Raw genomic sequence first — 13,546 nt, forward strand, 5'->3', positions numbered from 1 at the left:
GCCCGCCATGACGCCGCGATCCGCCCTCAACCGCACCCTGCTGGCCCTCGCCGGACTGGTTTTCCTCGGCGGCGGACTGCTCATCCTCTTCGCCGGGCTCGACCTCTACCGGCGGCACGATCTGGCCCCACCCGCCGGCTGGCCCCTGACCACCCCGGCCGACGTCCTGCTCGGCTCCGCCGACCGGGCACGCTGGAGCAGCCAGGGCTGGTGGTGGTGGCCCGCGGTCATCGCCGCCCTCGTCCTCACCGCCCTGCTCGCCCTGTGGTGGCTGCTCGCCCAGCTGAGCCGACACCGCCCCGGCTCACTGCCCGTCGGCGGCACACCCCCGCAGGAGGGCGTCGAACTGCGCGACCGCGCACTCAGCGAAGCGATCGCGAACGAAGCCGGTGCCCTGCCAGGGGTAGGCCATGCGGCCGTAGTCATCACCGGCCGACCGGCCCGCCACCGCACCCGCATTGACCTCACCCTCACCCCCGAGGGCACGCCCGGCGCCACTCTCGGTGCCCTGTGCGAAGGCCCGATCGGCACCGCGCGTCGGTCCACCGGCCTCATCGACATGCCCGCCGAGGTCCGCCTACAGGTCAGCCGCCACGGACCACACCGTGTGGAGTAACGAGGAGATCGGCCGTTCCCGCCGACGCCCTTGCGGCCCATAGCAGTTCGCGGGCGCGCCGGCACCACCCCCCGAAGGAGACATCATGATCATCCTGGGCGTCATTCTGCTCGTCGTCGGCTTCCTCACCGGCCTGTCCATCCTGTGGACCATCGGGATCATCCTGCTGGTCGTCGGAGCCATCCTGTGGATCCTCGGCGCGATGGGACACGCCGTCGCCGGCCGACGCCACTACTGGTAGGCGGGATCACTGCCCTGCAGGGCAGTCATCCATGCTGCGGGCAGGCCGGCAGACGGCGCGGACCCCACCAAGATGTTCGCGGCGGCGGACGACGACGGCGAAGAGGTCGATCCGCCTGAGGCCGCCGCCGGTGCCGGCCAGCCGCCGCGGCTCGGACGCGGGGCGCCCGGTGGCCGTTGTGCCGGTCCTCGCCGCACGAGCGCACGGCCGACTCGTTGGGGAGTCGGTGGATCGGCCCCCACGGTCCGGGCGGAAGTTCCCCACCGCGTCGGCCGGTGAGTCTCCGTCGGGAGTTCGTATGCACAGCACCTTCGTGAGGATCCGCCCGAACGTCCCCCGGGGCCACGGCGATGACGGGCGGTGAGCGGCAAGGACCCGCGGAAGGCTCCACCCGGTCGGAGCACTTCGGGGAGGAGTTTCTGGGAGTCCTGCTGGACCAGGGGCACGAGTTGCCGCCGCACGAGCTCGGTCCGCTCGTCGCACGGCAGATCGGCAGGCTCGACGGCCGCGAGACCTCTTTCTTCCTGCAGGACTACGGCCAGGTGTGGCTCGTCCCCCTGCCGGGCGACGGGCTGGCGGCCGGGGAACCGCAGCCGATCGACGGCTCCGACGCCGGACGCGCCTTCCGGGAAGCGCGTCCCGTCGAGGTTTCGCAGGCCGACGGTGTACGGGTCTATATGCCCCTGCTGGACGGTGGCGACCAGGTGGGCGTCCTGGCCGTCACCCTGGACCGCGTCCACGACGACGAGCGACGGCTGCTGCGCAGGCTCGCCTCGCTCGTGGCCGACATGCTGGTGACCAAGCACGGTTACACCGATCTGTTCTTCCGGCTGCGCCGCAGAGAACCGATGAGTGTGGCGGCGGAGATCCAGTGGTCGCTGCTGCCACCGCTGGCGATGTCCACGCCCCGGGTCGAGCTGGCCGGGATGCTGGAACCCGCCTACGACGTGGCCGGCGACAGCTTCGACTACGCCCTCAACGGCGATGTCCTGCATGTGGCCATGGTCGACGCGATGGGCCACGGACTGGACGCCGCCACGATGGCCACGGTGGTCATCGGAGCCTACCGGCATGCCCGGCGCATCAGCGTCGGCCTGTCGGAGATCTATACGTTCATGGACCGGGCCGTCGCCGATCAGTTCGGCCCCGACCACTTCGTGACCGCTCAGATGATGCGGCTCAACACGGCAACGGGCAGGCTTCAGTGGGTCAACGCCGGACATCCCGCTCCTCTGTTGATCCGTGGACACCGTGTCGTACGACGGCTGCAGGGCCCGACGACGCTGCCCGTCGGCTTCGGCGGTCACGAGCCCCGGATCAGTGAAGTGGCTCTCATCCCCGGCGACCGGATCCTGTGCTTCACCGACGGACTGATAGAGGAGCGCGATGTCGGCGGTGAGGAATTCAGTGAGGAGCAGCTCATCGGGTGGGTGAACCGCCTTGAGCCCACGGCCCAGCAGATCCGGACGGTGGCGCGCTCCCTCTCCCACACGCTGCAACGGGCGCGGGGCGGGATCACGACGGACGATGCGACGCTCCTGCTGATCGAATGGCGCGGGAGCGCCACCGACGACCTCGCCCTCCCGGAGTGAGCCGGCCTCCCACCCCCAGGGAAAGGCCGACGGCACGCAGCCTTTCCCCCACCGCCGATCTCTCACACTCCTGCTGCCGCGGTGGGCACGTGACGGGTGACCGGTCCGTCAGGAGTGCGTGAGGCGGGGTGGGGGGCGTCGTGTCCGCCTTCGGAGTCCCAGACCGCCTCCCGGAGCGAGTCCGAGTCGGCCGCTGCCTCTGCCGCGGCCCGGAAACGTTCGGCCTCATGGATCAGGCCGGTCGCCGTGAGGCTCCGCGACGGGTCGGTGGCCGTGGCCATGAGCCGGGCTGCGGTGGCCGGGACGGTCTCCGGTGGGATCACCAGCAGGTCCCAGCGGCCGAAGGTGTGGGACAGCAGCAACAGCTTGTGCGGGTCCTGCCCGGCGTTGGACCAGCCGACGCGCACCATGTGGCCGTGCGCGGGCACTTCACCCGGGATGACCGGCCACAACGTGCGGCTCACCGCTATCCGGGTGATCCGCCCCCACAGCGGGTCGAGACATTCGACGAGCGCCGGGAGCTCCTCCGTCAGGTTGCGCGAACGGGGCCACCAGGCACCGTCGATCAGGGCCGGAGGGGCGCCGGCCCGCGCCAGCGTGAGTCGGAGCGGTGACGAAGAAGGGGCCCGGTCTCCGACTGCGGGTGTGAACGGAATGGTCGCGGTCATGACGCGGACCCAACCCCGGGCCGGTCACGGCCGGCCCGGTTGCCATGAATCGCCGAGAACGACCCGGCGTGGAAGCCGGTGTACGAGATGCTCTCGGTAATCACCAGGATACTGAGCCAGGGGAGTGCTGGGCCGGGGCATGCGGGCCGTCGGGCGTGAGACCGGTCCGGGAGCCGGCATACGAAGGGCCCCGGCGCCCTCGGCCCACTGCCGCCGGTATATCGACAGCCGCTTCACCGAATGCGGCGGCGCCTCCACAACCGCCCCGGCGTGTGCGGAGTACCGTGGACAGCACCGAGGGCATTTCGCACACCGGCTTCCACGCCGGGTCGTTCTCGGCGAGAGACGAAACCCGGGTCGCCGCCAAGGCGGCCCGGAGACCGGTCCGCTCATGTCGGCGACCTTGCACCAAGCCCTGCCACACCACGAGCCCGTCGCAGCCCCGGCCGCGCGTCTCGCGCTGAAGACCGACGGCCCGTCGCGCGGCCTCCTGGACGGTGCCTGGTGGCCCCGCTCCCGGGACCTGCTGAGCGAGCTGCCCGCGCTGACCGATGCGCTGGACCCTCTGTGGGGCCGCATCACCCGCATCGCCGTCAACCCGACGTACTGGCCGGTCATCCCGCACAAGATCCCCGTGGGCGGTCATGTCGTCAAGGCCGGATGGTTCACCCCGGAGATCGACCCGCACAAGCTGCTGCTGCTCTCCTACGGCACCGGCCGCTGGGACCTGCTGGTCATCCCACCCGAGACCGAGACGAAGTCGGCGGCCCGCCTGATGGCGGCCGCGTCCGACTACGACGGCCCACCGCTGACCGCAAGCGCTCTCATGGCCGCGGACGAGACCCGGCACGCCGTCTCCGCCGCCGACCGGCCACTCGAACCCGACGAGGCAGGGAAGTACGGGGAGGACGGCCCCGCCTCAGCGGCCGTTCCGGCAGGGACGGATCGCGCCAGTCGCCTGGTCATCGGCATGTGAGACGGCCGCCCCGACCGGTGCCTTCCCGGGTTTCGGCCCTGCCTCGCGAACCGGCGCAGGCACATGCAGGGGTCTCGACCGGCGGATCCCCGCCCCCGTGGTCCTCGTCCCGAGGAGCAGTACGTGCAAGCCCTGATCGTTCTCATCGTCGTGATCGGCCTTCTGGCCGTCCTGGCCCTCGCCCTGTCCGTGAAGGTCGTCAAGCAGTACGAGAAGGGAGTGCTGTTCCGCTTCGGCCGACTCGTCGGAACACGCTCCCCGGGGCTGCGGTTCATCATCCCGTTCGTCGACACCCTGCACCGGGTGTCGCTGCGGGTCGTCACCATGCCGATCCAGTCCCAGGGCATCATCACCCGGGACAACGTGAGCGTGGACGTGTCGGCGGTCGCCTACTTCCGGGTCGTCGACGCCGTGAAGTCGGTCGTCGCCGTGGAGAACGTCAACGCGGCGATCAACCAGATCGCCCAGACCACCCTGCGGAAGGTCGTCGGCCGGCACACGCTCGACGAGACGCTGTCGGAGACGGACCGTATCAACCTGGACATCCGCCAGATCCTCGACGTCACCACCGTCGACTGGGGTGTGCAGGTCACGCTGGTCGAGCTCAAGGACATCCAGCTGCCCGACACCATGAAGCGCGCCATGGCCCGCCAGGCCGAGGCCGAGCGGGAGAAGCGAGCGAAGATCATCAACGCGGAGGGCGAGTCCCTGGCCGCAGCCGCGCTCGGCGACGCCTCGGACACCATGATGGCCCACCCCCTGGCGCTTCAACTGCGCAATCTCCAGAGCCTGGTGGAGATCGGTGTCGACCAGAACACCACCGTCGTCTTCCCGGCCCCCCTCATGAGCACGATCGGCGAGCTCGGCTCCTTCCTCGCCCGGGAAACCGCTGCCGCCGCGCCCGCCGCGGCAGCGCCACCGGCCGGCACCGGCCGCACCGACAAGTCCCTCAGCCCGGCAGGCAGCGCGCCCGGCACCGCGGCGTGAAGCCGACTACGGCCCGAGCGATCCGTGGCACCAGGGAGGATTCGTGACCGTCGCCTGTCGCGCGTCCTCCGGGCACCGGCTGATGATGGGGGTACGGCCGAACACGCGGAGCTGATCATGACGGGTTGGCGGGTCAGGGACTACACCGAGGACGATCTCGAAGCGGTGATCCGTGTCGACATGCAGAGCGGCACGACCGAGGAGCCGCCGCTCTTCCCGCTCTCGGACGCCGTGACGGCTCTCCAGACCCGCCACCCGGCTGTGGTGGCCACGGCCGACGACGTGCTGATCGGCGCCGCGGTGAGCAGGCTAGAGGGCGAACGGGCATGGATCCTGCGCATCTGCATGGCGCCGAGCTGGCGGCAGCGCGGGCTGGGCAGTGCCCTGATCACCGCCCTTGAGCAACGGCTCTTCGCCGCCGGCGTCCGCGCGGTGCACGCCGCCCTGCCCGAGGGCGAGACCGGTGCCACCGCCCTGCGCAACTGCGACTTCGGCGCCCGCCCCGGGCTGGTCTTCTTCGAGAAACGCGGACCGGTGACCCCGCAGTCGGCCGGCACACTGTCCTCGCTCGGAGCGGAGCTGCCACCGGGGGGACTGTGGCAGAAGGTCGCGGGGATGCAACGGGAGAAGCGGCTCATCGAGCGGCGCCTGGTCCTGCCGCTGGCCCATCCCGAACTGGCCGCCCAGCACGGAGTGGAACCGCCACGGGCGGTGATGCTGTTCGGCCCGCCCGGGACCGGCAAGAGCACGTTCGCGCACGCGATCGCCGGCCGCCTGGGATGGCCCTTCCTCGAACTGTTCCCCGCCCGTCTGGCCGCCGAGTACGGCCTGGCGACCGGGCTGAACCGGCGCTTCGACGAGATCGCCCGGCTCGACCACGTCCTCGTCTTCATCGACGAGGTCGAGGAGGTCGCCGGCGAACGCGGCGGCGCGGACGCGACCGCTGTCGGCGTCGTCAACGAACTACTCAAAGCGATCGTCCGGTTCCGAAGCCAGGACGGGCGGCTGCTCGTCTGTGCCACGAACAACGTGACCACGCTCGACTCCGCGTTCCTGCGGCACGGCCGCTTCGACTACGTGCTGCCGATCGGCCCTCCCGACCACACCGCCAGGACCGCGCTGTGGGAGAGCTACCTGGCCCGAGCGGACGCGCGGGCCGACAGCACGGCACTCGCTTCCGCCAGCGAGGGGTTCACCCCCGCCGACATCGCCCACGCGGCGCGTACCGTCTCCCAGGCCCAGTTCGAGCGCACCTTCGACACCGGAACCCGGACCACCCCCACCACCGACGACTACCTGGACATGATCCGCGACACCAAGCCCACGGTCAGCGCTGCCATGGCCCGGGAATTCGCCCAGCAGACGGAGGAGTTCGCCCGCATCTAGCGTCCAGGCCGGTGGAGAGTCGATCTGCGACGGACGTGTCAGGCCGGCGTAGGTGGCGTGTCGCTGCCCGTATCGATGAGGATCTGCCTGGCCTCGGTGACGTTGTCGGCCCGTACGGCCCTGGCCATCGCGGCGCGTGCCGCGTCGGGCGACGTGTCCGGAGGGACCAGCATCAGGGAGAAGTGGTCCCGGTCGCCCCGGGTGATGAGGATGGTGCCGTCACCGACCGGGAAGGAGTCGATGTGCACGACCCGGTCGTCGACCATCACCCGGGTCGGCAGTCCGTCCCAGGCGCTGCCGTCCAGACCGACCCGGGTGACGGGTCCGAGGTGCTCGGTCAACGCGGAGATCAGCGAGGGCAGCTCCGCACCGATGTTCCGGGACCGCGGCCACCATGCGCCGTCCAGGATTCGCTCGCGTGCGTGGGTGGTCTCCAGTCGCAGCAGGGCCGTCCCGGGGTGCACCGACCGGTGGACGGCGTCCGGCAGGAGCCTGGGGAAGTCGGGGTGTCTGAGCCTGCCATGGTGTCCGCCCGTCCGCAGAGAGCAGTGCGACCGCACGGCGTGCTACCACGATACGACCCTGCTACCTCACGGTACTCCGCACGACGCTCCCGCGAGCGCTTCGCCGCAGGCGCGGTTGCGGAAACAGGCAACGGCTCCGGCGTATACCCGCCGGAGCCGCCCTTCCGGGTCATTGCACGTGAGCGTGCGCCGACCCGCTTTCCAGGTTACGTCAAAGGGACTAATCCGCCATAAGCAATCCTTGCGAGGGTTCACTTCGGTCCGAGAAGCCGACGCGGCGGCTCAGCCACGCCCTTCCTCTTCCGTCTCCATCTGCCGGATCCCCTGGTGCGTCAGCGTGATCATCGCGGGCGTGTTGCCCCTCTCCCAGTCCACGACGACCCAGCCTTCACCTGCCAGGTACATACAGGCAGCGGCCATGTCCTGCTCAGGGATACCCAGGTCCGTGCGGAGCTTCGCCCCATCGACACCCAGGAGGCGATTGCCCTCGGCGGCCTGGTACAGAGCCTGCATAATCCTCTCGCGGTACGTCTTCCGGTCCCGCAACATCGCCATGACACGCCTTCCTCTACTGCCCACGGTCGGGCCGAAGCCGATGTCATCCGCGGTCGCCGTCGCGGTGGGGCGCGTCGGAACGGTCGCGTCCACCGACCGACGGTGTCTCCGGGGCCGACGCCCGATCCCCGGCAGAACATCGCTGTAGTGGAAGGCAGCGATCCGTTCGGCGTGCTGGCCGTTGAGCCGGTGGATCAGAACGACTCCGACGGCGATCAGGACGAGCAGCACGGCCACGGCGATGACGAGCATGGGATCTCACCTCCGCCGACCGGCGGGCGAAGGCCCTGCCGAGCCGATGGGCCGGGGCCGGGACGACGGTCGACCTGCTCCGCCGTCGGCCTCCCAGGCTTCTTCCCTGTTTCGTGCATCGATCCTGTCTGCTGCTTGCTCCCGGGCCGAGGCATCGACGCCGTCGCCGGCCATCAGCTGCGCGGCAACATCCGCACCGGTTTCCGGCGGAATCACCAGCACGTCCCGGCGGCCGTCAGCGGAGAGAAGAGTGAGTCTGTGGGGATCCTGCTCCTCGGTGGACCAGCCCACCTGCACGGTGCGCCCGGCGTAGGACACCCAGTGCGGCAGGACGGGCCAGTAGGCCGGGTGCACGGTGACACCCGTGATACGACCCCAGAGATCGCCCAATGCGGCCGTCAACGACGGCAGCTCACGGGTGAAGGCACGGGAGCGAGGCCACCACATACCGTCCAACCCGCCCGGCGCGGGCGTGAGGGACAGCCGGGCCGGATGGGGCGGCGCGCGCCTGCTCGATGTCGTACGGTCAATGGTCACGGCCATGGCGCGAACCTGTCTCCGGGCTCGTGGGTGCGGCCCGGCGCTGTCGATCACCGGGAACGGCACCCACAGCGGAGCCGGTGCGCGAAGAACTCCCGGTGTCTTCAACACTACTCCGCTCACCGGTCCGAAAAGCCCGGGATGACCAGGCAGTTTCCTGCCTTCGGGACCTGGTCGCCGGTGCCGATGCCGGTCAGAGCCAGTCCTTGCGCTTGAACGTCAGATACAGCAATGCGGACAGGAGCACGATGACTGCGGCGGAGGTGATGAATCCCGACTCGCGGCCGAAACCGGGATAGGGGAGGTTCTGGCCGTAGTAGCCGGTGATCGCGGTGGGTACGGCGATGATCGCGGCCCAGCTCGTCACCTTCTTCATGATCAGGTTCATGCGATTGGCCTGGACCGAGAGGTTCGTCTCCATGACCGAGGCCACCAGGTCCCGCAGCGATTCCGTCCACTCGGTGGCACGCAGCACGTGGTCGTAGACGTCCTGGTAGTACGGGGCGAGAGGGTCGTTGATCAGGTGCAGGCCGGGGCGCATGAGGGTGTTGACCACCTCACGCATCGGGAGCACGACGCGGCGCAGCTGGACGAGCGACTTACGCAGTGCGAAAACGCGGCGCTGCACGGCTTCGATCTCACGGCGCCCGGCCGCGAAGAGCAGACCCTCCACGTCCTCGATGCTGTCGTCCAACTGCTGGACCGCGGCGAAGTGTCCGTCCACGAGATGGTCGAGCAGACCGTGCAGCAGGAATCCGACGCCATGGCCGGCCAGGTCCGGGCTCTCGTCCCAGCGGGCGACGACGTCCTCGATGTCGAGGCCGTCGTCCTTGCGGACTGTGATCATGGCCTGGCTGGTGAGGAATACGGCGATCTCGCTGTACGTCAGTTGCGCACCGTCCGGGCTGACGGTCACGGCGTAGGCGCTGAGGAACTCGTGGGTGCGATAGCGGTCGAGTTTCGGCCGCTGTCCATGGTGAGCGGCATCCTCCAGAGCCAGTTCGTGGATGCCGAACTCCTGACCGAGCATGGTGAGTTCAGCGGCTCCGGGCCGGTGCAGGTCCAGCCACAGGACCGACGCCGGATCAGCGAGATGCGCAGAGACGTCACTGACGGGAAAGCCCTCCAGGACCAGAGTGCCGTCGTGATACAGCCGGGTACGCGTCACCATGGCCCGAGGCTAGTGTCTTATACCCCTGTCATGCCGCTTCGCCCCGATTGCCAGCGCGGCAGGTTCATCGACAGCAGCCACCCTCCGTGGGGGCCTTACGTCAAAGCCCGCGACATCCGGAGCTCCGACCGACGAGCATCGGGTGCCGGTCCGAAGGCAGGGATGTGGGTACCCGGCTACCGCATCGCATCCGGCGTACACCGCACGACCGGATGCGGCCCGTCAGCCGGGAAGGACACTCCGAGACCATGACCACGCATACCCCGCGCCGTCGCCCGCCTCCCCCCGCAGGTGGCAGTGATTTCGCCCGCCTGTCCAAGAAGATCGCCGAGGCCGGCCTGATGAACCGGCGCCCCGGCTACTACACCGTCCGCTCCATCGCCGTGGCCGTCGCCTACGCCGGGGGCTGGAGCGCGTTCGTCGTCATCGGCGCCGGGTGGTGGACCCTGGCGCTCGCCGCGTTCCTCGCCGTGATGTTCGGGCAGGTGGCTCTGCTCGCCCACGACGTCGCGCACCGCCAGGTCTTCCGCCGGCGCCGGCCCAGCGAGACGGCCGGCCGCATCGCCGGGGCCGCGATCGGGATGGGCTACGGATGGTGGCAGGACAAACACACCCGCCACCACGCCAACCCCAACCACGAGGACCTCGACCCCGACATCGCCCCCGACCTGCTCGTGTGGTCCCAGGACCAGGCCCGCGCCGCGACCGGACTGCCGAGGATCATCGGCCGTCGGCAGGCGTTCCTCTTCTTTCCCCTGCTCCTGCTCGAAGGGGTCAACCTTCATGTCTCCAGCGCGCGAGCACTGGGCAACCGCGCCCTGAAGAACCGCGCCCTGGACGGCACGCTGCTCTACGGGCACACCGCCGCCTACCTGACCGCAGTGTTCCTCGTCCTCCCACCCGGCATGGCGATCGCGTTCCTGGCCGTCAACCAGGGCCTGTTCGGCCTCTACCTCGGCTGCCTCTTCGCCCCCAACCACAAGGGCATGCCGACCCTGACCGGCAACGACCGCCCCGACTTCCTGCGCCGGCAGGTCCTCACCGCACGCAACGTACGCGGCAGCTGGTTCACCGACCTCGCCCTGGGCGGCCTGAACCACCAGATCGAACACCACCTGTTCCCCAGCATGCCCAGCCCCCACCTGCGCAGGGCCCGGCCCATCGTCCGCCGCTACTGCCAGGGCCTGGGAGTCGACTACCTGGAAACCGGACTGATCGCCTCCTACCGGCAAGCACTCGCCAGCCTCCACCGAGCAGGAGCGCCACTGCGGCGAGCCCGTATCGGCAGCGCCCCAGCATGACGCACCGGCGCCGGCGGCGTACTCCAGAGCCCTGTCCCGGTGCCCGGCTGCAGTGATCCGGTGAAACGCAACTGCCGGAACAGCCCCGTCGGCTTCCCGGCGGGGCTGCGCCGCCTCACGGCTCCCCTTGAGGTGGCTGCTAACGCGGTCGCGCGAGCGCGGCCACCAGGCGGTGCAGCAGGGCCGGTGCGGAACCGGTGGGAGCGAGCGTGAGGCGAAGGACGGGGCGAGCCCGCCTTCGGGTGAAGCCGGGCGGGAGATGGTCGCAGTCATGACGCGAACCCTGCCTCGGGCGGACCGGAACCGGCCCGGCGTATTGGATCACCGAGAACTACACAGACATGAAGGCCGGTGTTCGAAGGGTCCTCGGTAACTCCAGCGTACTTCTGGGCAGTACGACTCAGTGGTCTGCGTCGTAAGTCTTTCGGGGGTTGACTTCGCGGCTGGGCGTCGGCGGGCTTGTGGGCCAGGTGACGGGGCGGATCTGGCATGCGATGCCGAGGGCATTCTCGGGTGCCGATGGGAATGCCGGCGTACAGGAGGCGTCTGATCGGGGGAGGCTGGCTCGCCCGGGCCCGCCTTGTCCCGGGCGCGCCTGGGGCCGAGGCGGCGGAGGGATGTGGCGTCAGGAGTCAGGCGACGGGCTGTGCTTCGAGGAATGCGAGGGCTCTGGCCACGAACTCGTTGTGGAACTGGAAGATCCCGCCGTGTCCGGCGTCCGGGTAGAGGGGGACGAGTTCGCTCCGGGGCAGGCGTGCGGCGAGGTCGAGAGTGTTCTCGCTCGGCACCATCCGGTCGCTCTCGCCGTTGGCCACCAGCACTGGCTGGTGGATGCGCGACAGGTCCGCGGGCGCCTGCAGGCCCCATCGGTGGATGGCCTTGAGCTGGGCGCGGAACGACGTCAGTGAGATGGCCCTGTCGCGGTCGCTGGTGCGTTCCTTCAGCCGTTTGAGGAAGGCGCGTGCTTCGCGTCGGCCGTGTTCGGTGTCGGTGAAGAAGAGGAACTGCTTGGGGTCCTTGCGGGTCAGGAAGCCCTTCAGGATGTCCTGGAGGGTCAGTGCGGTGACCTTATCGATGCCCGGGCCTCCGGCGGGGCCGGTGCCCGCGAGGACGACCCTGCGCACCAGCTGCGGTTCCTCGGCTGCGATGACCTGGGCGATGAAGCCGCCCATCGACAGGCCGAGCAGGTCGACCTGCTCGAAGCCCAGGGCTCGGATGAACAGCACTGCGTCGCGGGCCATCGCTTCGATGGTGTCGGGGGTGGAGCCGCCCGACGCGCCGACTCCGCGGTTGTCGAAGGCGATCACCTGGCGCCTAGCGGCGAGTCCGTCGACGACGCGGGGGTCCCAGTTGTCCAGGACAGCGGTCAGGTGGTGGAGCAGGATCAGTGGTACGCCGTCTCCTTCCGAGCCGAGCTGGCGGTAGACGAAGTCGACGCCGCGCACGGACACCGAACGGGTCGGTGCATCTTTGTACGTCGACGGGGCGGGCCTGGGGGTGGGGGACCTGCGCGGTGCGCTCATGATCGGTTCCTGGGGTGTGGAGGGTAGGGGTGGTGGGGTGTGGGATCCTCTCGCCGCCCGGGGCCTGGCGATGGAGCGGCGGGGGCTGGTGCTCACACCGTCGCGATGACGACCTTGCCGGCCTTGGCGCGTCCCTTCTCGGCGTACTCCATGGCTTCGCGGCCCTGCTCGAAGGGGAAGACACAGTCGACGACGGGGCGGATCTTCCCGGCGTCGACGAGCCGGGTGATCTCGCGCAGCTGCTCGCCGTCGGCCTTCATGAACAGGAAGGAGTACGTCACGCCCTGGCGCTTGGCGTGGCGCCGGGTCGTGAAGCTCAGCGCGTTCATCGCCTGGCGCAGGACCGGGTTCGCGCCCAGCTCGCGGGCGAAGTCCGCGTCGGGGGGCCCGGCGATGCTGATGACCTTCCCACCGGGCTTGAGGATGCGCAGGGACTTCTCCAGGGTCTTGCCGCCGAGGGTGTCCAGGACGACGTCGTAGCCGTCCAGGACGTCCTCGAAGTCCTGGGTGCGGTAGTCGATGACGACGTCCGCGCCGAGCTCCTTGGACAGGGCGGTATTGGCCGCGCTCGCGGTAGTGGCCACGTGTGCGCCCAGGTGCCTGGCCAGTTGGAGGGCGATGGCGCCCACCCCGCCGGAGCCCGCGTGGATGAGGACCTTCTGGCCCGGCCGGACCCGTGCCTTCTCGACCAGCGCCTGCCATGAGGTGAGGGCGACCAGGGGAAGGGAGGCGGCCTCCGCCATGGTGAGGGTGGCCGGCTTGTGGGCCAGGTCGTCCTGGTGGACGGCGATGAGTTCGGCGAAGGTGCCGATGCGGTCCTTGTCGGGCCGCGCGTAGACCTCGTCGCCCACCGCGAAGCGGGTGACGGCCGAGCCGACCTTGACCACCACTCCAGCGAGATCGTTGCCCAGGATGAGAGGCAGGCGGTACGGGAGGATCCGCTTGAAGGCACCGTCGCGGATCTTGAAGTCCAGCGGGTTGACGCTCGCCGCGTGGATCTTGACCAGCACGTCGTCGGCGCCCGGCTTCGGATCGGGCAGCTCGGCGGCGCGCACCGCGGACTGGTCACCGTACTTCTCGATCAGGTACGCCTTCATCATCATCTCCGTTTTCCGCCCGCAGGGGGACGGGGTCTCCGCTCGCTCCAGGCTTGCCCCGGTACGAGGTACTTTCTTGTCTGCACTGCTGGTTCAGAGGGCTCCGCGCCGATGCGG

General features: G+C 69.7%; 14 protein-coding genes. 7 read left to right on the forward strand and 7 right to left on the reverse strand.

Annotation, left to right across the window (positions count from 1 at the left end; genetic code table 11):
- Positions 1 to 7: 7 nt before the first annotated feature.
- The 3 genes from AQJ58_RS07265 (at position 8) to AQJ58_RS07270 (ending at position 2,449) form a co-directional block, all read left to right on the forward strand.
- Positions 8 to 616, forward strand: coding sequence for a hypothetical protein (locus tag AQJ58_RS07265; RefSeq protein ID WP_067246277.1), 609 nt, complete (start codon positions 8 to 10; stop codon positions 614 to 616).
- 85 nt (positions 617 to 701) lie between these two features.
- Positions 702 to 857 carry a DUF6131 family protein gene (locus AQJ58_RS43770; protein WP_099054839.1) on the forward strand — a complete coding sequence of 52 codons (156 nt, stop codon included), beginning with the start codon at positions 702 to 704 and terminating at the stop codon, positions 855 to 857.
- Positions 858 to 1,207: 350 nt separating this feature from the next.
- The gene (locus AQJ58_RS07270; RefSeq protein WP_067246279.1) at positions 1,208 to 2,449 is read left to right on the forward strand and encodes a PP2C family protein-serine/threonine phosphatase; all 1,242 of its coding nucleotides are present in this window, start codon (positions 1,208 to 1,210) and stop codon (positions 2,447 to 2,449) included.
- 62 nt (positions 2,450 to 2,511) lie between these two features.
- Here AQJ58_RS07270 and AQJ58_RS07275 read toward each other — a convergent pair whose 3' ends face one another.
- Positions 2,512 to 3,117 (reverse strand): DUF5994 family protein, encoded by a 606-nt coding sequence (locus AQJ58_RS07275; protein ID WP_067246282.1) that lies wholly within the window; start codon positions 3,115 to 3,117, stop codon positions 2,512 to 2,514.
- A gap of 391 nt (positions 3,118 to 3,508) precedes the next feature.
- Between AQJ58_RS07275 and AQJ58_RS07280 the strand changes: the two genes are divergently transcribed.
- The 3 genes from AQJ58_RS07280 (at position 3,509) to AQJ58_RS07290 (ending at position 6,466) form a co-directional block, all read left to right on the forward strand.
- Complete coding sequence (locus tag AQJ58_RS07280) at positions 3,509 to 4,093, forward strand: DUF5994 family protein (protein ID WP_234359980.1); 585 nt, start codon at positions 3,509 to 3,511, stop codon at positions 4,091 to 4,093.
- 123 nt (positions 4,094 to 4,216) lie between these two features.
- Positions 4,217 to 5,080: a slipin family protein gene (locus AQJ58_RS07285; RefSeq protein WP_067246285.1), complete on the forward strand. Its 864-nt coding sequence runs from the start codon at positions 4,217 to 4,219 to the stop codon at positions 5,078 to 5,080.
- Positions 5,081 to 5,197: 117 nt separating this feature from the next.
- Positions 5,198 to 6,466: an ATP-binding protein gene (locus tag AQJ58_RS07290; protein ID WP_067246288.1), complete on the forward strand. Its 1,269-nt coding sequence runs from the start codon at positions 5,198 to 5,200 to the stop codon at positions 6,464 to 6,466.
- A 38-nt stretch (positions 6,467 to 6,504) separates the two neighbouring features.
- Here the strand turns inward: AQJ58_RS07290 and AQJ58_RS07295 are convergent, their stop codons facing one another.
- From AQJ58_RS07295 to AQJ58_RS07305, 4 genes are all read right to left on the reverse strand, one after another.
- Complete coding sequence (locus tag AQJ58_RS07295) at positions 6,505 to 6,930, reverse strand: DUF5994 family protein (protein ID WP_420712139.1); 426 nt, start codon at positions 6,928 to 6,930, stop codon at positions 6,505 to 6,507.
- Between the two features lie 342 nt (positions 6,931 to 7,272).
- The gene (locus AQJ58_RS07300) at positions 7,273 to 7,545 is read right to left on the reverse strand and encodes a hypothetical protein (RefSeq protein ID WP_067247669.1); all 273 of its coding nucleotides are present in this window, start codon (positions 7,543 to 7,545) and stop codon (positions 7,273 to 7,275) included.
- A 258-nt stretch (positions 7,546 to 7,803) separates the two neighbouring features.
- Complete coding sequence (locus AQJ58_RS40495; RefSeq protein WP_079078750.1) at positions 7,804 to 8,340, reverse strand: DUF5994 family protein; 537 nt, start codon at positions 8,338 to 8,340, stop codon at positions 7,804 to 7,806.
- Between the two features lie 190 nt (positions 8,341 to 8,530).
- Complete coding sequence (locus AQJ58_RS07305) at positions 8,531 to 9,508, reverse strand: magnesium transporter CorA family protein (RefSeq protein ID WP_067246291.1); 978 nt, start codon at positions 9,506 to 9,508, stop codon at positions 8,531 to 8,533.
- Between the two features lie 248 nt (positions 9,509 to 9,756).
- Here AQJ58_RS07305 and AQJ58_RS07310 point away from each other — a divergent pair, with 248 nt between their 5' ends.
- On the forward strand, positions 9,757 to 10,809 hold the full coding sequence (locus tag AQJ58_RS07310; RefSeq protein WP_067246293.1) for a fatty acid desaturase family protein: 1,053 nt from the start codon (positions 9,757 to 9,759) through the stop codon (positions 10,807 to 10,809).
- 632 nt (positions 10,810 to 11,441) lie between these two features.
- Here the strand turns inward: AQJ58_RS07310 and AQJ58_RS07315 are convergent.
- Together AQJ58_RS07315 and AQJ58_RS07320 are read right to left on the reverse strand one after the other, a co-directional pair.
- Positions 11,442 to 12,332, reverse strand: a complete 891-nt coding sequence (locus AQJ58_RS07315) for an alpha/beta fold hydrolase (protein ID WP_067246296.1) — start codon at positions 12,330 to 12,332, stop codon at positions 11,442 to 11,444.
- 92 nt (positions 12,333 to 12,424) lie between these two features.
- A complete protein-coding gene (locus AQJ58_RS07320; RefSeq protein ID WP_067247671.1) occupies positions 12,425 to 13,429 on the reverse strand; it encodes an NADP-dependent oxidoreductase in 1,005 nt (334 codons plus the stop codon).
- Between the last annotated feature and the right edge of the window lie 117 nt (positions 13,430 to 13,546).

This window comes from Streptomyces sp. DSM 15324 (assembly GCF_001514285.1).
Classification (GTDB): domain Bacteria; phylum Actinomycetota; class Actinomycetes; order Streptomycetales; family Streptomycetaceae; genus Streptomyces.

Excerpts from the sequence above, each read along its gene's own strand:
- AQJ58_RS07270 (WP_067246279.1), top strand. The coding sequence starts at position 1,208 with ATGACGGGCGGTGAGCGGCAAGGACCCGCGGAAGGCTCCACCCGGTCG.
- AQJ58_RS07280 (WP_234359980.1), top strand. The coding sequence starts at position 3,509 with ATGTCGGCGACCTTGCACCAAGCCCTGCCACACCACGAGCCCGTCGCA.
- AQJ58_RS07275 (WP_067246282.1), bottom strand. The coding sequence starts at position 3,117 with ATGACCGCGACCATTCCGTTCACACCCGCAGTCGGAGACCGGGCCCCT.
- AQJ58_RS07290 (WP_067246288.1), top strand. The coding sequence starts at position 5,198 with ATGACGGGTTGGCGGGTCAGGGACTACACCGAGGACGATCTCGAAGCG.
- AQJ58_RS07300 (WP_067247669.1), bottom strand. The coding sequence starts at position 7,545 with ATGGCGATGTTGCGGGACCGGAAGACGTACCGCGAGAGGATTATGCAG.
- AQJ58_RS43770 (WP_099054839.1), top strand. The coding sequence starts at position 702 with ATGATCATCCTGGGCGTCATTCTGCTCGTCGTCGGCTTCCTCACCGGC.
- AQJ58_RS07305 (WP_067246291.1), bottom strand. The coding sequence starts at position 9,508 with ATGGTGACGCGTACCCGGCTGTATCACGACGGCACTCTGGTCCTGGAG.
- AQJ58_RS07265 (WP_067246277.1), top strand. The coding sequence starts at position 8 with ATGACGCCGCGATCCGCCCTCAACCGCACCCTGCTGGCCCTCGCCGGA.
- AQJ58_RS07310 (WP_067246293.1), top strand. The coding sequence starts at position 9,757 with ATGACCACGCATACCCCGCGCCGTCGCCCGCCTCCCCCCGCAGGTGGC.
- AQJ58_RS40495 (WP_079078750.1), bottom strand. The coding sequence starts at position 8,340 with ATGGCCGTGACCATTGACCGTACGACATCGAGCAGGCGCGCGCCGCCC.
- AQJ58_RS07320 (WP_067247671.1), bottom strand. The coding sequence starts at position 13,429 with ATGAAGGCGTACCTGATCGAGAAGTACGGTGACCAGTCCGCGGTGCGC.
- AQJ58_RS07315 (WP_067246296.1), bottom strand. The coding sequence starts at position 12,332 with ATGAGCGCACCGCGCAGGTCCCCCACCCCCAGGCCCGCCCCGTCGACG.